This is a genomic window from Stenotrophomonas sp. TWI1149 (assembly GCF_039673155.1).
Classification (GTDB): Bacteria; Pseudomonadota; Gammaproteobacteria; order Xanthomonadales; family Xanthomonadaceae; genus Stenotrophomonas; species Stenotrophomonas maltophilia_AA.
The window spans coordinates 121,436-144,157 of record NZ_JBDJLB010000015.1 but is presented as its reverse complement, the minus strand read 5'-3'; the positions used below and the strand labels follow the sequence as shown (position 1 = coordinate 144,157).

The following is a 22,722-nucleotide window of genomic DNA, read 5'->3' as shown; positions in this document are numbered from 1 at the left end:
CGGCTGCGCGAACTGCAGCAGGAACGCCAGCTGGTTGAAGAACTCCAGCGACGTCCGATCCTGCGCCGGCGGCGTGGGCGTGATCCATGCGATGGCGGGCGCCGGCGGCGGCGCTGGTGTCCCGGCGAAGGCTGACAACGGCTGCACCTTGTAGCCGGCCTGGATCTTCTTCACGTTCTCCAGGTCTGCTGCGTTGAAGAGCTGGGTGCGGCCAACCACGCTGACCAGGTCGGTCTCCGAGCGGATCACCTTGGTGATGCCCTTGGGCGCTTCCCCCTTCCAGCCCGGCCCGACGATCAGGAAGCTGCCGCCGTCATTGCCAGTCGTGCGGCTGCCGATGTAGTCGAAATTGAAGGTGTAAAGATCCATCAGCTGGAAGACGAAGTATCGATCCTTCGCCATCCTGGGCACGGTGATCACCACCGGCTCTGCCCGCAGATCCAGCATGGCAAAGGAGTAGGGGGTGTCCGAATTCGGCGTCACGAAGGCAGTGTCGTCCGGAGTGAACACGCGGGCGATGTTCAGGATGGCGTTGAACGGCCCCTTGTACTGCGGGTTGGAGGTGTTGACGTTGAACGCATAGACGGTCTTGTACGTGTCCACCATCGGGACACCGTAGACGTAGGCCTCGCGCGCGATGGTCCTGGCCTCTTCCAGCGCAGCAGTGTCTGCCGATGCAGCGGGAGCAGCAGGGGATGCGGCAGGGGCGTGACCTGCCGCGGCGTCGCGGTCCTTCTCATTGCCGGACGATCGCTCGCCGCAGGCGCTGAGCATCATGCCGCTGGCCAGGGCAAGCAGCATCCCGATTCCCGTAGCCGATCGAATTCGATGGTGGTACATGCATCTCTCCTTGAATCAGGGGGTCGGGGTCGGCACCGGCTGCAGGGGAGGCAGGTTCCACTTGCCTTCGATGGCGGCGCGGCTCGGGCCGTAAACACGCCCAACAGCACTGTAAGGACCGGCCGGCGCGGGAAGCCAGTTGCTCTCCTTTTCCTTCCCAGGCGAGACGTGGGCGACGTAGAGGGTCAGTCCGCCATCGGGGTCATATTTGAGCCCGGGGGTCCGGTCGCCGATGGAATACCGCTTCAGTTCATTGGCGTAGAGGAACCGGTCCGGCAAGGTATACAGCGTGACCGACCAGAAGAACTTCGCAGGCGGGATGGCATCCTTGCTGAAGTGGATCACCGAAGGAGTATTGCCGTCGCCTACATACCCGCCATACCACGCTTCCTCGATGGAGTTCCCATATAGTCCCTTCTCGGCGGCAATGGAACGGGTGAGGTAGTCGTCCTTCAGAACCGCGCGCGATCCAAACAGTCCGTTGGACGATAGCGTTGCCTTGGCCTTCTCGGCCATTGCGGCTTTCGCATCGGCTACGCCGGCATCGATCGCCGACAAGCGAGCCTGACTCAGGGACTTGGCGTCGAACGGTCGTCCTGGGCCGATCCCGATTTTCGCGAAACGCTCCATAAGGCCTGCTTCGCTCGGATTCGTCGGTTGTGTGAACTGCAGCAGGAAATTCAGATAGGCGATGAAATCGTGGGAATGGACCTTATCGGCGTCATAAGCGGGGAACTGAATCTCTGGCGGCGCCGAAGGGGCCTGCGTCTTCAGGTAGCTGCTCAAGGGCTGCAGCTTCATCCCTTCCTGGATCTTCTTGACGTTGCCGATGTCGTCGGGTCCGTTCAAGGCGGTGCGTGTGAGCGTCAATACTAGCGAGGTCTCCGAAGGAAAAACCTGCTTGATGCCAGCAGGCGTATCGCCCTGCCAGCCGGGCCCGGCGATCAGGTAGCTGGCGGCGCCGTTGCCGGTGGCGCGCGACCCGATGTAGGCAAAGTTGTAGGTGAACAGATCTACCCACTGCTGAACGTAGTAACGTCCTTCGGGCACCTTGGGCACCGTGACGACCCAAGGTTCAGCCCGCAAATCCAGCCAGGCCCAGGAATAGGGCGTGTCATTATTGGGCGTAACGACATCGTGGTTATCCGGCGTGTAGAGCTGCGAATAGTGCCTGAATTTGCCGAAGCCGCCGATGTATTCGGGCGCATCAGGCGAGGCCACTTGCTTGTAGAGCGTGTTGTAGTTCTCGAGCATCGCAAACGCATAGATGTAGGCATCTTTCGCGATCACGCGCGCCTCTGCCTCGTCCTGTTCGTCTGCCGCGGCCGATCGTGTATCTGGAGCCGTCGTCGGTTCCACTCGATTGGGCTGGCTCTCAGGCCGCTGGCATGCTGGAAGAAACAGGACTGACATCAGCAAGAGGGACGAACCACGAGGCATTGGGCGCATGGAAATGGGCTCGAGTAGGCGGGGTATGGTGATGAAAATTGTTGCTCGCAAGCGCAGCCGATGCTGGCGACACCAGTGCGGCTCTTTCCCGCGAGGCGCATGAGAGGGTGTATCTCCACTCTGTTCTCCCTGCCGCAGGGTTGGCAAGAGCGTATTCACTGTGTTCCGCTCAGTATTTTTACTGGTGCCAAGGGTTAAGCTCGGTGGCCTAGCTGGTCCGAGCTATTTTTCGTCGATCTGATCCACGACGTTCTACCCTTCGGTCCGAAGAAAAACTACCCCGAGAGCCTCGGCTTTACGCACGAGCTCAATAGTCCCGTGCACACCCAGCTCTTGCATCATCGCGTATTTGTGTGATTCGACCGTTCGGACCGAGAGTCCCAATTTATGCGCAATCTGCTTGGCACGAAGCCCGAGCGCTAGAAGCTCGAGCACACGCAGCTGCTTATCTGTCGGGATGTATTGCGTCGTGGATCCATGAATGATGGCCTGCGCGGCAACGCTTGCCGATACATATGTATTTCCGTTCAAGACCTCTTTAATGGCAAAGATCAGTTCCTCTCCGGCGGCGCTCTTGAGCACGAAGCCCCGTGCCCCCGCGCGGATGGCCCCGGCAGCCAGAGACGGCTCATCGTGCATGGTCAGGAACACGAAGGGAACTCTGCAGCCTCGCTCCAGAATCTCTTTCATTGCGTCGATTCCGCTAATGCCGGGCATGCTAATGTCTGCGACCACCACGTCTGGCGGGTCGCGCTCGACCGTCTCGATCAGCTTTTCCCCGTCGGATACCAACACAATTGATTCAAAGGAATTCATCAGCAGCCGCTCGATCCCCTGGGCCACCAAAGTGTGGTCATCTGCCAGCACCACACTTCTACCCCGACAGCGGGGTTTCTCAAGGAGAGCGAGATCCATGCATTTCACTCCTTCGACAATGGTGTTCGGGATTGCATGGATAAATGCCACTTCGAAGGCGCGGCTTATCCTTGCTCAGGAATCTGGATATTGGCTACGGAGCGGGTGAGGGCCTTGTGATTTAATCCATCGGGCGGCAACTTCCAGCCGTGCTCACGGAACAGATGTCTCGTTCTGTGATGCTTGCACGCTTCAGATGTGACAGGCGTGCGCGAATAAGGTGATGTGGCGATGTGGCGATGTGGCGATGTGGCGATGTGGCGCAGAGGTGGCCACTTCCAGCGCCTTCCCCATGGACAGATTGGCCCGCATGAAAGATCAAGGAGACGCCGTCAAGCAGTCCTCGCTGCATTTTGCTGTCCGGCTTCCTGCGGGACTTGCCCCGTCCAGAGCAGCGTTACTATTTCAATGGGGTGGCTTCCCAACAGAAGGCGGCTGGAAAAGTCCCTGACACATGCGAGCCGGTGAAGCGCTTCGCCCCGTCGCCAGCCCTTCCATGTCAGAGCCGTTCGGTCTTCGCTGGCGTAGACCTTGGCCTGCAACACTACTGTTGCTGGTAAACAGTCATACTGAGTTTGCGTCGCGCGACTGAATCCAGAGCCGGATACAGGCATGGGACGACATCTCACTCCCAGGAAATGCAGCTGCGCAATCACTTTAAGTCGACGATGACGACGGACGTCCTTCTATAAGCGGCTTCTGCTTCTGGCCGAAAGCGGACGCGAGGACGCAAGCCATATCTGAAAGTCACTTGGAGCGATAAGGACGCAGAACGCTCGATTCAAGTCGATGCCCCCACACTCGGGCTGAAAAGCGAAGTCACCCGCAATCTCCTTCACTACCTTCGCTCCTCATGGCGTACGTAGGAGAAACATGGACTGATACACGATAGATGCTGATCGAACAATCTGCCGGGTAGTCGCACTGTTCGCCGGCAACGATCGTTGAATCGCTCCATGCACCTGCTGCGGTGTGAGGCCCTCCTTAAGCTGTCGCACGGACTGATGAAAGGCAGCATTCACGCGATGGGGTGGAACGTCCCGATACAGCGTACGTTGCATGCGCAGCTGGGCGGAATAGCGGGCAACCTGACCGGGAAAACATTTGCTGTCGTAGCCACGAATCCCGCAAGTGCGAGCCAACTCCTGCATTGAGGGCAGGAGGCAAGCCGTGTCTGAAATCAACGCCTCGATTGTCTTGGAGAATGCTATCCACGCATCGGGAAGATTTGCGCGTCCAAGTGGGATGTCGACGGAATAGTGAACCCCTGGCAGCAGCGCAGATGCGCACTCTGCTGGTCTGAGCAACATGTCCAGCACAGAGACACACTGTCTCGCTGCCGCCCTGAGAAGGTCCCCCAAGTCTACTCGCCCAATGTTTGGTCGCAATCTCAATGTCGGAACATTGGCGTCGCGCCATACCATGTAGCGAACGAAATCCTCTCTATGCGTCTTGAGTGGCCGGTAACGTTGGTTCTTGGCCTCGCCAACATCGTCCACGGCTTGGACAAACGCTAACAGCCTGGATCTTTCCAGAACCCGAGCGGGGTCATCGGCGGTCCATTGGATTAGCTCTTCGACGCAGTGGTTTGTCCATTTCTCAGCACGGTTTGGAGGATCGAAGCGTGCGCCGACGGTGAGTGAGCCCTTGCATCCTGGACACACTAAGATGTTCACAGCTCTGAACCCAGAACTGCCGCAGTGTGGACAGGTGTTTTCAATTCTCGCTCCGTGCGTGGCACAGTGAGAGTACGCAGCGAAGCGCCAGATCAAACGCGAATATGGAAAATCATCTTCCTGGACGCTATCGACTAGACATCTTGGACACCACGATGCACCCTTGCAAAGCGTCGCTGACTTCCCTGAGACAAGCTCACCGATTCCTAGGAGCGTTCCCCCTAGAAGTGACTGACCGGTTAATCGTTCCAGCGCTTTCGCTCGCCTGCGCACTACAGGACCGGAGCCGGATAGCCTCGAGCAATCGTTGTAAGTGCCTGGCTCAGACCCTGATGCAGCATCGAGAAGAGCGATAAACGATGACCAAGGAACTGCGCACAGGGTCGTTAGTCGCAGGCAGTAGCTACTGAGGGACTCAGTGCCGGAGGTCCCAGCCCCAATGAGCTTTAGGGGTGGAAGCTTCGTCCAGTTTGGAATGTGAACTGTCATGCGCCGGCCGCACCGTCAGCGCTAGGCTCAATGTTCAAGTAGTCGGCTAGTGACGTTGTAGGCTTTGAGCTCGCAAGACGATTGAAATGATCGATGTCTCGCCAGAACGAGCTGTGGTTCTTTGGTGTGCCTGAAGCCGATTTGAGGTGGTCAGAAGTCAGCTTCGAGCATCCAGCTCTGCACCTCAGCTCATTTGCACGTCGGAGATATCTTACAGTTGGGCCGAATATTCCTCCTCCATTCAATGCAACCAGCTCCAGGTTGTCCTGAAGCAGAGTGGGATGGGATAACGGAAAGCCTGCGCCGATTGCCTTTACCAACGTCGCGTAGCCTACTAGGTCCTGCTGCATCTTCAGGTTGTACGGTCGCATGTAGACGATGTCCGAGCGGTTGAAGATTTCCTGAGCATCTTCATAGAGGGGAGAGGCCTCATGCGTACCGAACATGACCGCCGCGCAGCCGATCTCCTCGATGAGGGCCATGATTCCAAGCATGTAGTTGCGAGCACTCTGCGTCCTTGTGACTCGACAGATATTTGCGACTTCGTCGATGACTATGTACTTTAGGCCGCGAACCTTCGCCATTCTTTCAAAGGAGAGTCGGAGCTCTCTCTCCGCTCGACGCGATCGAACGTCTTGCCAGAAATGAGAGGACGCGCGTTCTTCAGCAGACTCGTCAAACCTGTGGGGACTGCCAAGATGGGAGTCAGGCTCTAGCCAACCTATCTCAGGTTCTGTGATCTCCTGATGGAGCCTCAAGGCAAAATCCTTGGGGTTGAACTTGTCGCCTTGGTTCAGGACAGCTCTTACTGAGATCAAGGGGATGCTGCCGATAGGCCAGTGCTTAGGTCGGCCTGCAAGCGATGGCATAAGACGACGTCGCAGCTCACTCTTGCCTGACCACGACGGGGCAACAAGCCATACGAACTCCCCGGGCCTCGCGCGTGCAATGGAGCCAAGCATCTCGCGCTCAGCTGTCACGAACCGTTCGTGTGGAATGAAGGGAAGTGACTCGTTACAGAGCAGATTGACCAACGGAAACTCAATGCTCATCGCGACTACCTTCGGTGACCAGGTCAGGAAGAGCACTGAAGTCAATCTTCAGACCGCCATCCGCTTTGAGCGGCTTTGATTTCCTAAGAGGAGGCGCACTGTTCTCACCCTTCCTTTGCTCTGCATCCAAAGAGCGCTGTCTTGCATTAGCCGCGCTGGTCCTTTCGTAGTTCTGCCTTTGGATGTCTTCCTTCCTAATCACCGTTTCCGGGCGAAGGAACTGATCCCACATTGCCTCGAACAATCGATCTTCAGGCGTGTAGTGGCCGATCTTGGTAACCTCAGAACACCACGCTTTGTAGCGCCTGGCGGTCGTCTGAATCCATACGAATGTTGTATCTTCTGGGTCCCGACGCGCCTCCAGAATCTTCTCAGAGGCTAGGCGGCTACAGAGTTCTGAATTTGTGTAGTTTCTTCCGCAGAAGCGGAATCCGCGCGTTGTCTCATAAGACGTTGACTTAAGCTTCACAGCGGTGCGGAAAAGCAGGTCGTCGTTCAAGACGATGGGGAGGCCTGAGTTAGGTGCCAAGCGGATGAGTTCTTCCATGCGCTCACCAGATCCGCAGTGATCTGCGCCAGGGAGCCGTGGGAGCAGGCCGTACAGGAGCTCATTGATCTCGGACTCGGTGGTCGAGAACTCCATTCGAGCGGTCGAGCGGCTCTTGAACTTTCCGTCGACGCTTCTTCCGGCCTGATCGGGCTTCGTGCTGCCGATCAACCGATGACTCACCATCGCATTGATCTGGCCTTGGATGGTCTCGCACTCAGAGTTATATCGGCTTCCGCCAGTCGGCGCCGTAAGAAATGTTACTCCAGGTATCTGGCAGACCTCACATCGGACGGACTTTAGGTCAGAGCCCCGATCGATCAGTATTGAATGAGGGAGCTTCTGGTGCTTTCGAACATAGTTCCGCAAGAGTATGAGAATTCCATCCCGCCTGGCTGGACCGAAGACAAACGCGTGCGCCATGACGTGTCCAGAAGCTTCGTCGCGTCCGCAATAGAGCAGCGGGCACTGGTCCTCCATGCCTTCTTGTCCTTGGATGAATGTTCTGTGGTCGATCTTTGTCGCATCAACGTGAAGCACGGAATGTACGGCCAGTGCGGATCCCGATCTTACGCGCGCGTCAGAGCGAGGCTTATTTGCCTGATATCGACGCTTTCCGCCAACCGCAAGATCGCGAACCGCTCGGGACGTGTTCTTCACTCGGCTTAGGAGCGCCTTATAACCGGGCGCAACTATGCCGAGCTTTTCACACTGGCCGACGAGCTCTCGATGTAGATCAGACTTGCTCGTCACCAAGCCACCTAGCCAGTGGGACTTGATTGTTTTGTTGAGAACCTCCGTTTGGGTGGACGTGAGGCGGCTTGACCTGTTCCCGGAGTTTGCATATTTGGTAAGCGCTTCTTGCAGCGGATTTCGCCCCTCCGCGCGTGCGGCCCTAACTTTCCTTTCCAGAGCCCGCATGCGGCGAGGCAAGGGCTCTCCACTTGCGATGACTCGGTCGAGCTTCTTGAGTCTTGCAACCGCTTTTTCCACGTCGGTTGAACTGGCGAGTGACATTGGATCGCTCGCGTCCAGATAGAGAGCGTCGATGCCTTTACTGAACTCCACACCGATGGCCAGCGCCTGTTCCGGATTAAGGCTAAGGTAGAAGTTCCGTACGTCTATGAGAGGCACATGTTCTATCGGGCCGAAAAGAAGCTTATCGGCGAGCAGGGCGGCGGCAATTCCGGCATTGAACCAAGCTATCTCTACCATCAACGTTGAGATGCTTTTAGGCCCTGCGGTGAGTCGCTTCTGGACTTCTATGAATCCCTCGCGGCGGGCGAGTGATAGCTCCTCATCCCAGCTCTGATAGATGAACTGCAGGTTCCGGAGGTAGCGGCTGTTGTATGGGGAGGTGGCCCGCACGACGTACGTAATTCCATGCGACTCCGCCCATCGCTCATACGCCAGGTTACGGTAATGGCTGCCATCCCGAATCCACTCATCTGGCTTCTTCTTAACCAGCGAATCAAGCTTGGTGATCGACTTGCACTCGACCACCTCAACATTCGACCTCCGAATCACGAAGAAATCTGCGTGTGCGGTGCTTATGTGGCGTCCTCGTCGTATGCCGTGACACCTGACTTGGCAGACATACGAAATTACGTCGGGGTCCAGCTCAAGCTCTAAGGCATATGTCTGCTCAACTGTGTGGCTTTCGAGCCGGCGTATTGCGCGACACTTCTTGGAACTGAAATCGACAATCACATTGTCTAGTGCATAGGCGCCGACGGTTCGCCCGGCACCATGGCCGTACAGGTCAAACGCGAATGCCCGGTCTTCTAAAGAAAGATCCAAGGTTCTTAGGTGGTTTTGCAGTTCATCTGGCGTCATCTAGGCCTCCCTTGGCTGGGCGAGGGCAATACCTCACCCTCCCGGCCGCGCGGGTACTTGAAAGAAGTACGGGACGGGGGTAGATTCAGCTCAGCGGATCCAAACGCTAGCTGCACACAAGCCCCGGCCTGCAAGCCGGGGTTTGTTGTTTCTACCCTAGTGGTTGAACTCAGCTCATCGCATGGGTGCTCTCCTGTACGGTCGCTGCGGAAATGAGGGCGAGCAGGTTATTGGGTCCTGCTTCTTGAGGCCACGAAGAGCCAGCGGGCGAGGGCTTGTGAAGGGACTACGCGACCTCGACGGCCGGGCATATGCACCACGTCAACGCCTAGGCGGCCTTGGACGGCGGCACGCCTTGCTGCCTCGAGACTGCGGAAGCCCAGGGCCTGCCAAGCATCGGCAATACGTACGTAGAGTCCAAACTCATCCACGATCGTCCCTAGCAGTTCATCCTCGGACTGGGATTGAAGTGCTGCTCTTGGTAGTGAAAGGGTGCTCATGCCACCGAAACATACGGAATCCACGGTCCGTTGCAAGCGATCTGGGTTCGGCAGGCCATTAGGAGCCATAAATGGTTATGGGCTCCATCAAATCAAAGGCTTACGCGTAACAGCCGACGCCTTCGGGATGGCGCCTTTTGTGGCCTTACTTTGCAGATTGCGCGGACAGCTTCCCTGCCGGCGAGAAGTGGTGGGGCCAGTCCATTACGTGTGCTAGGTGTCCACAGAAGCTTGGGCGGCTCAGTCCTATGGATGAGTACTAGCGATTGGCCAGATAGCGAGCTAGCCAACGCTTGCGCTAATAGCGCCCGTCGATCAGGTGCCCGCGATCGTCTTCGTACTCCTCAGCTTCATTGCCGGCAGCCTCAGCCGCTTGCAAAGCGGCTTCCTGTGCTTGTTTATCGGCGTACTCCTGGCGATTCTCGACGAAGGCTTCGCATCCTTCGATGAAGGGCTGAGAGTTGCCGCCACACTCCGACGTGTCAGAGATGTCGTTTGCCTGTGCCCACGCAAAGCCGGCTTCATGACCTGAGCAATCTTGCGTGCAAGTATAGTTGCCGCTGTCTTCTATGGCGTAAGGATCAACACTGCTGAGATCAGCCCCCGTACCTTCACTGTCGGCCCCGTACTCTTCGTATGTCGCTTGCGTTGCATCCTCTGCCGCGGCAGCTGCCACCTCTGCATCAGCTTCGTAATCGTTGTAGTCGCCGTGGCGTCCGCAGGCGGTGAGAAGCACGTAGGTGGCAAGCATTACTTGAAGCCGGCTCACACTTGCTCCCTTGTTCACTTGTGAATGAAAGAAGCCGAAATGGGGGCATTGATCGAGAGCACTTGGCACGAGCTGAGCCAAAGGCGCGCGGTCAACTCGACTTCAACAACAGTGAGAATAGGTTGGATGTCACACCAGCCCCCCGTCAGTTACGGTGAAACTGTTGGGGTAGACAGGCAAGAGTGATGTCGCCACGGGAGCGAGACGAGAGCATGTCTGCTGCACCTCTCATGACTACCTCAGCTCTTCGTATACCTGATGGGCCGACCGCACTCGAGCCAGTGTCTCAGCCCACCTTTCAGGATGTATTGGCGACAGTGCGATTCGCTCAACATCGGTCCAGAGTTCATGAACCGCACGACGGACCATAGAAAGATTTTTTACATAAGACAGTGCAAGAAGTTCAACCTCTGCGTAGCCCTCTTTGACGCAGGCAGAGAGCTTCGAAGCACTTGCCGCGGACTCGCCATCGTCATTGGCAGTCCTCCGCCTAGCTCTGATTAACTGCTCCGGAAGGCCAAAGATGAATGAAAGGTCGGGAACTACCCTCAAGGCAAATATCCGCGAGCATTTACATTTGCCAGCACTACTAGCTCCGATGGCCTGCGAAACTTCCATCTCTACAAATGACCTACCCTCCATCCACATGAGCAACAACTCTTGAAGCCGGGGTATAGCCCACTGCCCTTTTTCTCGGTCTGAGCTAAATCGCGCGTAGTCTCTTTCAAAGAGGCCTTCAAGATTTCCCTTCCTCACTAGCTGCGGGACCAGAGAGGGGTCTTCTGCAAGCCAGTCAAAGACCCATTCGGTCCACTCTCTCACATTGGCGAAATCACCTGGGCAGTTCCTCTGCATACGAGCCTCCAAGCCCCTGATGACAGTGGGCTCAACTCCCGTTGAAGCCGCCAACTTGTCTATCCAGTCTGGATTCTGCTCAGCCCCGAATTCGTCTCGGAACCTAGCTACTACCTCGGAGCTTACGTCCACCCAGTCTTGGCCTCCTTGGGCACTTGCTGAGAAGGCTCCCATCGTTCTTCCAAGGTACTCGCGAACGGCAGATCTAGAAGACTCGCGATCAAAGGAAATCGGGAGTCGTCGAAGCATGTATCGGGCGGTTTCATCCAACTCGTCTGTGGATGCATGCATCCGGTCAAGCACTCGAGCAAGCGGATCCTCAACTGCCAAACACTGGTCGCTTTGAGAGAACACCTCCCTAAGCTGATTCCAGTAACGACTGATAGTGTTGGACTCACCGTCGAAACGCATAACCCTACCAGGGATAACTAGGACGAAGCCAAATGAATTTTCCCCCGCCCGCCCGGCCCTGCCCGCTGCATTCAGCAGCTCATGAGCCTCCAGAGTCCCCATTCGCTCCGAGTCGGCGTCGAATCTCTGATCACTGGATATGATCACGACTTGGCTTGGTAGATTCATCCCTTGTGCTAGGGTTGAGGTCGCTACGACGACATCAACCCCATCGGGCCGCCTGTAAAGTGATTCGTGAAGGGCCCTCTCCTGCGGAAGTAACAGGCCATGATGCGTAAGGGCCCGACTTCTCAGATCGTGTCCGTCGCCAACGTCAGCATACAGAGCACTACGTTCGCCCAGCTCGGTGAGTGCCGCGTCAAAATTTTGCCGCTCAGACTGGTTCAGTGAAATCGTTCGTACTGGGAGCGCATCTGAAACCTTCCTCGCGATACTGGCTGCCCAAAGGATGGTTTGGGTAAAGACCAGCGTCTTCAAGGTCTCGCTTGCAGAACGTGTGGCTGCACCGATGGCAATTTCTGCCGCAACTTCGGTGGAGTTCGGGGTAAGGTACCAGTCCGACGTGCGTGTGCCCGCCGCACCCAGCTTGACATTTCGGTCTAGCAGCGGAACGAGGAGGTAATCACTTATATGGTTGGTCATCCACGTTTGCTGAAGGCCCATAAAGCCGTAGGGTTTAACCTGCAATTGGCGTCTTACTGAGACAGGAGGCGCCGCCGTCCTTCTGGCCCTCGCTGCAGCAGCTAACACAGCCTGGCTCGACGCGACCTCGGCAGCTTGGTAAAGCACGACACCGCGTACCTGCCGAGTGGGCTTCCAGTTCAAATCCAGTGCAAGGCATGGCCTGCTGGTTAGGTTTTCAACCCATGCTGCCACTTGCGAAGCATTGCTGACCATTGCGGACATCAACAGAAGATCTGCAGAAGGAGCCGCAAGCGTGAAGTTCAGTAGACAAACCATTGCATCGATGGATCTCCTGTCACGGCCAACTCCGGCAGAGTGGATGAGGTGGAATTCGTCGAACGTCAGAAGACCAACTTCAGCGAACGCGGCGGGCTCGTATCCGAGGAGTGCCAAGCAACGCTCAGGGGTCATCACTGAAATTTCAGGAAGTCCCTCGTTGACGATGTCTTCAACAGAATCTGAACTCCGTTCCTTCTGAATTTCTCCAGATGGGAAAGCCGCCCCCAAAGAACGGGCGACCTGATCTACCAAAGCAAGCGTGGGCGCAAGGAACACCACCTTCCGATTCGCCAGCAGCGTACTTGCGATCTTTAGCTCAGATAGAGTGGATTTGCCTGCGCCGGTTGGGAAGCTGACTACGGATGAAACTCCATTATCAAGATAACCTCTACTAACTGCCTGTAGATGGTTCTTCCAGAGATAGGGTCTACTACCTGCAATCAACCCCATTTTCTCGCGCCACCTGTCTTCTGGAACTCCTGATGGCGGCTTGATCGATACGAGCGAGGACGCTCGGAGTTCTGTTCCTGCCGCCAAGAGCAAAGATGCCAGATGAAATGGCCCTGGGTAAGTACTTTCAGAGACTACAGGCCGGTTGGAGAGATTGGTCGATTCTGTTTTTCGAATGGATAGCTCGGCCACACGTGAAAAAATCTCATTGCTGCTCCTGACCGGCTCCGGCCTTCCCATCAGCTCGCTCGAAAGAAGTCTGACCCCGTCAAGTATCATGCCGTAGAGAGCAGTGGCACCCAGGCCAATGCTAGGCGAAGGGCTCTCCATCCAACTGCTTGTCGAGTTGCTACCGGTAGCCACTGTCGCAAGATCGCCTCTGATGAGGCGTCGAAGTGCGTCGATGAGCGACGAACTTACACTCCCGGAGCTTTCAGGCGGAGCCATCGTCTTCGTCATTTCCACCGCGTCCGCATGAGACTGCGCAATTAGAAACAGCAGCGAAGAGGAAATGCCCGCCGGTATCGCGTCCAGCCTAAGCTCCCAGCTGGCAGATGCTTCAGCAGAGAGTGCCTCTGCTTGAAAAACCACATGATGCGCGGTCCCTGCGACAAACGCCGCTGACCTCCTGATATCAGACTCTGGGGCCAGAGAAACCAGCGACTCTTGTACGAATGCAAGCCTTCGCATCTCGTCAATTAGGCTGTCGATGCCGTGATCAGCCTCTTCACCACTACGAAGCCTTATTCGTGCGGCAACGATCCTTGTGTAAGCAGCGGTTAGCTCCTTCGCCAAATCCCGGGACTCAAGCCCCTGAAGGCTGGGGGCGGATGCTATTAGATCCAGGGTCTCTCGATCAAACACTCTTCACCCCGGAATCAAGAATGGCGACTACTTTCTCGGCTAGCTCCTGCATCCATCCTCGCAGGTCGGCGACATGAAAGATGTCCCCTCTACGTCGGCTCATGTCGCCTTTGACAACTTCGTCATAGTCCATAAAGAGTGAACTCAGACCTCGCGGCGATGCATGATAGTCTCCAACCGTGATGGATGCCTTGAACACCCTGGCTTCTCTCCAGATGATGCTCTTAACTGCATCGGTGGCGTTTGGATAGCCAGAACTCTTGAGTAGGGAAACCACTTCTGCAGCAATCATGTTCTGACGGGACCCAGACTCCAGTTCGCGAAATTCTGGCCAGACCTCATCACGGATCACATCCCGGGGATTATCTGTCGCCTTGTCCTCGAAGATTACGACATGGCTAATTCCATTCTCACCTGCCTCAACTTGCAGGCCGTCCAGCCCTTTGTGGGCAAGAATCATGTGTGGTGTTCGGATAGCTGAGTTTGCATTGAGGCGATGCGCGCATATCCACGACATGACTTGGAACAACCAGCCATCGCGGTGGTAAGGGTTATCTGCGCTGGCCGTGACGAGTTTAATGGCTTCCGATCTGGCGATACCGTCTGCTTCCACTTGCGGAACTCCGGAGGCCTTTAGGATCTCTGCCAAATGATCCGCTTGACCTAAGGCGACCATGGCAATCTGAACTGCCAAGAGGTCTGCATCCGGGACTGACCACTCATTGCCGTCGCAGAGCGAAGCCACGGTATACGGTCTCGTTTCAATTGCCATCTCCAGCTGCCCCCAATTCAGCTTCCGTGTCTATAGCTTCTTCACAAGACGTATACCACACACTCACAGTGATGCACGCCCTGTAGCAATCTGGTGACTGTGTTACTAGCCTTACAGAGGGGACCCGCCGGATGTCGAAAAAAGTCTTGTGAATCAATCGATTGAATGGAGCGGCCCTTCACGCTTACCCTTTGGGTGCCAAATAGATCGATATTTGGACGGTTCGCAACCATCTAGCACGTCCCGCAATCCTTGGGCGACTTCATCAAACTTCCCAACTCCCAGCATCAGACAGCGACCTCGATTGGGCGGTGGCTATCTGTCATCTGCGCATAGTCTGTGCATTTGCTGCCGGATGCACGAACTATGCGTCAATCGCCTTTAAAATCAATGGCCTATGGAGTCGTGTGCCAAGCTATGTACTCAGCTGTGAGCATAGTCAGTGCATAAATCTCTCCGAAACGTCGCAACTATTGCTCTAGGTGGCGTCCAAACTATGGGGAGATGGCTAATCTGTAGCCATGTCCCCATAGTTGGTGTCGCTTACACAAACTATGGGCGCAGCCGCCTGCACAAACTATGCGCGAAGGGCTGTCACCCCTTCTAGGACAGCGCCGTGCCTTAACGGCAACGTAACATCGGCTTCGCACCCAGCCTAAGACGCATTTTTAAGAAACCGCTGATATATCCCAGAGAGACAGGTGGGGAGGATGGAGCCATCCGGTCAGACCGGAACCAAGGCCCCTCCACTCTCACGCGCAGTTTGCCGCGCAGCTCCTGGGATTCTCCATGAACTTTGTATACAAGTTGATCTTCAACATTTCGACGGGCACATGGGCAGTCGCCCATGAACTCGCTGTTTCGCGCGGCAAGAAGAGCCGCACCCGGTTGGCGAAGGCCATGGCCGTTGCGTTGGCGTTGCCGGCGGGTGCGGCGATGGCGGCTGACTCTCCGGCGCCGCTGGAGTGTTCCGCAAATGAAGTGAAGTCCCACGACGGGATGCTCTGCGAAACGGTCAAAATGCTGGAAACTCGCGCAACCAGTATGGCTACGCGCGGCGCCACGGACGGTGGCAGTGCTACCGGTAATGGCAGCACTGCCGTCGGCTCAGGGTCGCAGGCGACCGGTGTGAGAGCAACCGCGATGGGGATAAACGCGGTGGCAACGGGCAAGTGGACGACTTCTTACGGGGCATTTACCAACGCCGTTGCAGACGGCTCAATCGCCATCGGTAACGGTGCAGCTGTTGAAGCCGACGGAAAATTTGGAACCGCAATTGGGTATATCGCGCGCGCAAAGGCTGAGAATTCGGTGGCGTTGGGTTCCGGGGCCGTTGCGGATTCCAGCTGGACCGTGTCAGTTGGCAATGATAATACAGAACAAAGGCGACGGATCGTCCATGTCGCAGCCGGTAGGGGCGACAGTGACGCGGCCACCGTTGGTCAGTTGACCCCCTTGATCGCCGGCCTCGGTGGCGGCGCTGCGATCGACGCGGAGACAGGTGTCGTCACCGGACCCACTTACAAGATTGATGGCAAGGCTCAAAACCTCGGCGAAGCAATCGCCGGGCTGGGCAACAACACCCAGGCGCTCAAGGACAAGCTGACCAGCAGCGGGCTTGTGGCCGAGGACGGCAAAGCCATCGCAGCTGTGACGTATGACCGGGATGTTAAAGGTGAAACCAACTTTGGTTCGGTCACCATGGGCAACGGCACTGGTGCGGTCAAGCTGAAGAACGTCGCTGGTGGCACGGCGGACACCGATGTGGTCAATGTCAGCCAGCTGTCGCCGCTGGTGGCTGGCCTGGGCGGTGGCGCAGCCATTGATCCCACCACGGGCGCGGTCACTGGGCCGACCTACAAGGTTGACGGCAAGGAACAGAAGAATCTGGGCGATGCGCTGACCAGCCTCGACGCAGGCACCAGCGCACTGAAGGAGACGCTCGCAAGCAGTGGGCTGGTGGCAGCCGACGGCAAGGCACTGGCCGCTGTCAGCTACGATCGCGATATCAAGGGTGTGACCAACTATGGCTCGGTGACGCTGGGCAACGGCAAGGGTGCCGTTTCGCTCAAGAACGTGGCGGCGGGCACGGATGATACCGATGCCGTCAACATGACCCAGCTCAAGAACGCCATGGCGAATGCAACGCCGGCCGAAAGCACCTTCCTGGCCGGTAAGGGCGGTGGCACGGCAGCCAAGGCGACCGGCTTCAACTCGGTGGCCCTGGGCATCAACTCGGTGGCCGACCAGGCCAACACCGTGTCGGTGGGCTCGGCGTCGGGGAAGCGTCGCATCACGAACCTGGCGTCGGCCCAGGAAGAAAGCGATGCCGCAACCTATGGCCAGGTTACCGCCCTGGTGGGTAACGCCAGTTCGAGCGCCCAGCGTGCACTGAAGGACGTCAACACGCGCCTGTCGGCACTGAGCGAGCAGACGGGCCGTGTCGGTTTGGATAGCCCGTTCCTGAAGATCGATGCCCCGGAAGGCTCCGAAGCGGCTGTCGTCGATCTGAACAACTCCGCTGTGGCCATTGGTGCATCGACCAGCGCCATCGGCAGTATTGCCACGGCGATTGGTGGCGCCTCCTACGCGAAGGGTTCGCAGGCTGCGGCGATTGGCGGTGGCGCCTACGCCGAAGGTCAGGGCGCTCTGGCGATGGGCTCCGCACGGGCCGAAGCCGACAATTCCACGGCGCTGGGTAACGGTGCGCGTGCCACCGGTGCCTACACGCTGGCCATCGGCGCCAACGCGCGCTCGGCGGGCATGAATGGCGTTGCCCTGGGTAACAGCACCCGCGCGAACGCTGATAATGCAGTGGCCATCGGCACCTTGGCCAACATCGACGCCACGGCCACCAACTCCATGGCCTTTGGCCGTAACGCCAGCGTCGGCGCTGGCGCGACCAATGCGATGTCGCTGGGCAGCAACACGACCAATACCCGTGCCAATACGGTGTCGGTCGGCAGCCTCAAGAACGAACGGCAGATCACGAATGTGGCGGCCGGTACCGCTGACACCGACGCCGTCAATTTCAGCCAGCTGAAGAGCTTCGTCGGTTCCAATGGTGGTGGTCCGCTGACGGTGTCGTACGCCGATGAAACGAAAGCCTCGCTCGCCTTGGCCGGCGAAAACGGCACGACGATCAGCAACGTGAAGGCTGGCGCCGTCTCGGCCACCAGTACCGAAGCGATCAACGGCGCACAGCTGCAGGGCACGGCCTCCTCGGTTGCCTCCGCGCTGGGCGGCGGCTCGACGGTCAAGGCCGACGGCACCCTCGCGGCGCCGAGCTATACAGTGGGCGGTAACAAGCATGGCTCCGTCGGCAGCGCGCTGGGTGCTGTGGATACCTCGCTGACCGATCTGGACGGCCGTACCAATAACCTGGCCAGCCAGATCAAGGGCAGCGGCCTGGTGGACGACAAGGGCAACGCCCTGGCCGCCGTGACCTACGACAAGAAGGCGGATGGTTCGGCTGACCGGGCTTCGGTGACGCTCGGCACGCCGGGCACTGCCGTCAAGCTCTCGAACGTGGCCGCCGGCAAGGTGACCGCTGCCAGCACCGACGCCATCAACGGCGCTCAGCTGCAGGGCACGGCTGCCTCCGTGGCAACGGCCCTGGGTGGCGGCTCCACGGTCAAGGCCGACGGCACCATTGCCGTGCCGAGCTACACCGTGGGTGGCAACACGCACGGTTCCGTCGGCAGCGCTCTGGGTGCTGTGGATACGTCGCTGACGAACCTGGATGGCCGCACCAATGACCTGGCCAGCCAGATCAAGGACACCGGGCTGGTGGACGACAAGGGCAACGCCCTGGCGGCGGTCACTTATGACCAGAAGGCGGACGGCTCGGTCGACCGTGCTTCGGTGACGCTTGGCACGCCCGGCACGGCGGTGAAGCTGTCGAACGTGGCCGCCGGCAAGGTAACCGCGGCCAGCAGCGACGCCATCAATGGCGCGCAGCTGCAGGGCACGGCAGCCTCGGTTGCGGCCGCACTTGGCGGCGGCTCGACGGTCAAGGCAGACGGCACCCTTTCGGCGCCGAGCTACAGCGTGGGTGGTAAGCCGCATGCCTCCATCGGTGGCGCGTTGGGCGCTCTGGACACGTCGGTCACGGCGCTGGATGGCCGGACCAATGATCTCGCCGAGCAGCTTGCCGGCAGTGGCTTGGTGGATGACAAGGGCAATGCCATTGCGGCAGTGACCTACGACCAGAAGAAGGACGGCTCGGCGGACTACGCGTCGGTGACGCTGGGCAATGCGGATACCGCCGTGAAGCTCTCGAACGTGGCCGCCGGCAAGGTGACCGCCGCGAGCACAGATGCCATTAACGGTGCACAGCTGCAGGGGACGGCCACTTCGGTGGCGGCGGCTCTGGGCGGCGGCGCGGCGATGAAGGCCGACGGCACGCTGACCGCGCCGAGCTATACCGTGGGAAGTGGCAAGTACGGCGACGTCGGCGGCGCTTTCGGTGCGGTGAACAGCTCGCTGACCGATCTGGATGGTCGCGCCAAGTCCATGGCGGAGCAGCTCGCAGGTATGGGCGTGGTGGGCGAGGATGGCAAGAGCTTGGCTGCCGTTACCTATGACCAGAAGAAGGACGGTTCGGCTGACTATGCGTCCGTGACCCTGGGCTCGAAGGATGCTGCGGTGAAGCTGTCGAACGTGGCCGCCGGTTCGGTAGCCGCCGGCAGCACCGAGGCCATCAACGGCGCTCAGCTGCAGGGCACGGCCTCTTCGGTTGCCTCCGCGCTAGGCGGCGGTTCGACGGTCAAGGCCGACGGCACCCTCGTGGCGCCGAGCTACACCGTGGGAGGCAATAAGCATGGCTCCGTCGGCAGCGCTCTGGGTGCTGTGGATACCTCTCTGACCGATCTGGACGGCCGTACCAATGACCTGGCCAGCCAGATCAAGGGCAGCGGCCTGGTGGACGACAAGGGCAACGCCCTGGCCGCCGTGACCTACGACAAGAAGGCGGATGGTTCGGCTGACCGGGCTTCGGTGACGCTAGGCACGCCGGGCACTGCCGTGAAGCTCTCGAACGTGGCCGCCGGCAAGGTGACCGCCGCCAGCACCGACGCCATCAACGGCGCTCAGCTGCAGGGCACGGCTGCTTCCGTGGCAGCGGCCCTGGGTGGTGGCTCCACGGTCAAGGCCGACGGCAGCATTGCGGCACCGAGCTACACCGTGGGTACCACCAAGCACGGCGATGTGGGCAGTGCCTTCGGCGCCGTCAACACCTCGCTGTCTGACCTGGATGGCCGGGCCAAGCAGCTGGACGAAAAGTTGTCCGGCACGGGCCTGGTGGACGACAAGGGCAATGCGTTGGCCGCTGTTGTCTACGGCCAGAATAAGGACGGTTCGACCAACTATGGTTCGGTTACGCTGGGCAAGATCGCTGGCAGTGAACCGGTCCGCCTGAAGAACCTCGCCGCTGGCGTGGACAGCAGCGACGCGGTCAATGTCAGCCAGCTGACCGCTGCAACCGCAAATCCGTGGTTCAGTGGCAAGGGCGGCGGCACGGCGGCCAAGGTAAGTGCGTTCGGTTCGGTTGCCATCGGCATCAACTCGGTCGCCGACCAGAACAACACGGTATCCGTTGGCAGTAGTGACCAGAAACGTCGCATCACCAATGTTGCCGACGGTGAGGGCAACTACGACGCGGTCAACTACCGCCAGCTGGTGTCGATGGTGTCCGGCCAGAACACGCGGACCCAGAGCGCGCTCAAGGATGTGGACAGCCGTTTCGCCGCGTTGGATGCACGCGGCGTCGTGGACGATTCATTCATCAAGATCGACGCCCCGGAAGGCTCCGAAGCGGCTGTAGTTGATCTCAACAACTCCGCTGTGGCCATTGGTGCATCGAGCAGCGCCATCGGCAGTATTGCCACGGCGATTGGTGGCGCCTCCTACGCGAAGGGTTCGCAGGCTGCGGCGATTGGCGGTGGCGCCTACGCCGAAGGTCAGGGCGCTCTGGCGATGGGCTCCGCACGGGCCGAAGCCGACAATTCCACGGCGCTGGGCAACGGTGCGCGTGCCACGGGTGCCTACACGCTCTCGGTCGGCGCCAATGCGCGTTCGGCGGGCCTGAATGCCGTTGCATTGGGTAACAACACCCGAGCAAACGCCGACAACGCAGTGGCCATCGGCAACCTGGCCAACATCGATGCCACGGCTACCAACTCCATGGCCTTTGGCCGCAACGCCAGCGTGGGTGCTGGTGCGACCAATGCGATGTCGCTCGGCAGCAGCAGCACGAACCTCCGCGCCAACACGGTGTCGGTCGGCAGCTTGAACAATGAGCGGCAGATCACCAACGTGGCGGCCGGCACGGCCGAGACCGATGCTGTCAACTTCAGCCAGCTGAAGAAGTACGTGGGTGAGAACGGTGGCAGCGGTGGTGCAGCCAATCCGCTGGCTGTGGCCTACACCGATGCCGACAAGGGCACGGTCAGCCTGGCGGGCGCCGAGGGTACGATCCTCTCCAACGTCAAGGCGGGTAGCGCAGACACCGACGCGGCCAACGTCGGCCAGGTGAAGGGTGTTGCCGCCGCGATCGGCGGAGGCGCCTCCATTGCGGCAGACGGTTCCGTCACCGCGCCGAGCTTCACGATCGGTGGCGGCCGCTACAGCAATGTCGGCGAGACCTTCGCTGCAGTGGACACCTCGCTGACCGACCTGGATGGGCGTGTCACGGGCAATAGCAGCAGCGTGACCAACCTGAGCAAGCAGTTCGAGGCGCTTACGGCAGGCACCAGTGGCATGGTCACCTTCGATGCGGCGTCCAACACCGTGAAGGTGGCTTCGGCCCAGGCGGGCACCACGGTCGACTTTGCCAACAGTGATAACGAAGCACGCACGCTGACCAACGTTGCTGCAGGCAGCGCCGAAGGTGATGCGGTGAATGTTGCCCAACTGAAGGGCACTGCACAGAGTGTGGCCGCAGCCATCGGTGGCGGTTCGGTCGTCAACGCGGACGGCACTGTGTCCCAGCCGAGCTACACGGTTGGTGGGACCACGGTGACCAACTTCGGCGATGCCATCACCAACATCGATGACCGCACGACCACCAACGCAACCGAGCTCACCACGCTGGGCACGACCATCAAGGAACTGTCCAACGGTACGTCCGGTCTGGTCACGGTTGATCAGGTCACCGGCAATGTGCAGGTCGCTGCAGCGCAGGGCGGGACCCTCGTCGACATGGAAGGTACCGACGGCAAGCGTCGCGTCAGCGGTGTTGCCAACGGCACGGAGGAAGACGACGTGGTGACGATTGCCCAGCTGCGTGCAGCCGGTGCGATCGATCCGGTCAGTGGCCAGACGTTGAGCGTGCTGACCTACGACGGTGCCGATCTGTCGCGTGCCACCCTGGGCGGTAGCCAGGGAACCGTGCTGGCCAACGTCGCCAGCGGGTTCATCGGCGCGGGCAGCATGGAAGCGATCAACGGTGGCCAGCTGTTCGACATGAATGCCGCTATCCAGGGCAGGATGGATGGGCTGGATGGCCGTGTAGGCACCATTGAGAAGGGTATTGCCGAGGGTTCGATTGGCAACGGCAACGGCAACGGCAACGGCAATCCTGCCGGCGACGGTGCAGCCGAGGGCGGTTTGGTTGGCCCGGGTGCTGGCGAAGGTGCGCTGATTGTCGGCGGCGGTTCGGCCGGCGGTTCAGGTGCGGTGAGCGTCGGCGACGGCAGCAAGGCGGAGGGCGACAGCTCGATCGCCGTTGGCGGTGGCAGCTCGGCCGGCACCGGCTCCATCAGCGTCGGTGGTGGCAGCTCGGCCGGTGGCACTGGAGCGATCAGCGTCGGCGAGGGCAGCGCGGCCAGTGGTACCGGCTCGGTTGCCATCGGTGAAGGTGCGAAGGTGACGAACGACAACTCGGTTGCCATCGGCAGCGGATCCACCACCACCCGGGACAATGAAGTCTCGATGGGCTCGGCGGGTTCGGAACGGGTTGTCAGCAATGTCGCCGCGGGTATCCAGGGCACTGACGCAGTCAATCTGCAGCAGATGGATGACCGCTTCAAGGCCGAGCATGACTGGTCCAACAGCCGCTTCCAGTCGATGGACAAGCGCATCGACCGGATGGGTGCCATCAGTGCGGCCTACGCCGGTATGGCCATCAATACGGCCGGTCTGAGCGGCGACAACCGCCTGGGCGCCGGTATCGGGTCGCAGAACGGTCGCAGTGCATTGGCCGTCGGCTACCAGCGCATCCTCGGCGAGAAGAAGAACGTGTCGGTCTCGCTGGGCGGTGCTTTCAGTGGCAGCGACCAGAGCGTCTCGGCAGGTGCCGGCATCAGCTGGTAAGCGCAGAGAGCTTGATGTCGT

The 22,722-nt window shown here is 59.2% G+C and carries 9 protein-coding genes; 1 reads left to right on the top strand and 8 read right to left on the bottom strand.

The genetic code is table 11. The annotated features are described in order from the left end of the window. The 8 genes from ABE424_RS16805 to ABE424_RS16770 form a co-directional block, all read right to left on the bottom strand. The coding region (locus ABE424_RS16805) for a DUF1254 domain-containing protein (protein WP_346491772.1) at positions 1-801 on the bottom strand (801 nt) is incomplete at its 3' end. A gap of 54 nt (positions 802-855) precedes the next feature. Continuing rightward, the gene (locus ABE424_RS16800) at positions 856-2,130 is read right to left on the bottom strand and encodes a DUF1254 domain-containing protein (protein ID WP_346478513.1); all 1,275 of its coding nucleotides are present in this window, start codon (positions 2,128-2,130) and stop codon (positions 856-858) included. A gap of 411 nt (positions 2,131-2,541) precedes the next feature. After that, on the bottom strand, positions 2,542-3,204 hold the full coding sequence (locus tag ABE424_RS16795) for a response regulator transcription factor (protein ID WP_346465377.1): 663 nt from the start codon (positions 3,202-3,204) through the stop codon (positions 2,542-2,544). A 2,161-nt stretch (positions 3,205-5,365) separates the two neighbouring features. Continuing rightward, positions 5,366-6,421, bottom strand: coding sequence for a hypothetical protein (locus tag ABE424_RS16790; RefSeq protein WP_346465379.1), 1,056 nt, complete (start codon positions 6,419-6,421; stop codon positions 5,366-5,368). Then, positions 6,411-8,804, bottom strand: a complete 2,394-nt coding sequence (locus ABE424_RS16785; RefSeq protein WP_346465381.1) for a hypothetical protein — start codon at positions 8,802-8,804, stop codon at positions 6,411-6,413. The genes ABE424_RS16790 and ABE424_RS16785 overlap by 11 nt, the downstream gene beginning before the upstream one ends. A gap of 798 nt (positions 8,805-9,602) precedes the next feature. Then, positions 9,603-10,055 (bottom strand): hypothetical protein, encoded by a 453-nt coding sequence (locus ABE424_RS16780; RefSeq protein WP_346465383.1) that lies wholly within the window; start codon positions 10,053-10,055, stop codon positions 9,603-9,605. Between the two features lie 252 nt (positions 10,056-10,307). Beyond that, complete coding sequence (locus ABE424_RS16775; RefSeq protein WP_346465385.1) at positions 10,308-13,616, bottom strand: DEAD/DEAH box helicase; 3,309 nt, start codon at positions 13,614-13,616, stop codon at positions 10,308-10,310. After that, complete coding sequence (locus ABE424_RS16770; protein ID WP_346465387.1) at positions 13,609-14,388, bottom strand: hypothetical protein; 780 nt, start codon at positions 14,386-14,388, stop codon at positions 13,609-13,611. Before ABE424_RS16770 ends, ABE424_RS16775 begins: the two co-directional genes overlap by 8 nt. Before the next feature lie 789 nt (positions 14,389-15,177). On the opposite strand from ABE424_RS16770, the gene ABE424_RS16765 reads away from it, so the two are divergent. Continuing rightward, positions 15,178-22,701 carry an ESPR-type extended signal peptide-containing protein gene (locus ABE424_RS16765; RefSeq protein WP_346491771.1) on the top strand — a complete coding sequence of 2,508 codons (7,524 nt, stop codon included), beginning with the start codon at positions 15,178-15,180 and terminating at the stop codon, positions 22,699-22,701. Positions 22,702-22,722: the final 21 nt, after the last annotated feature.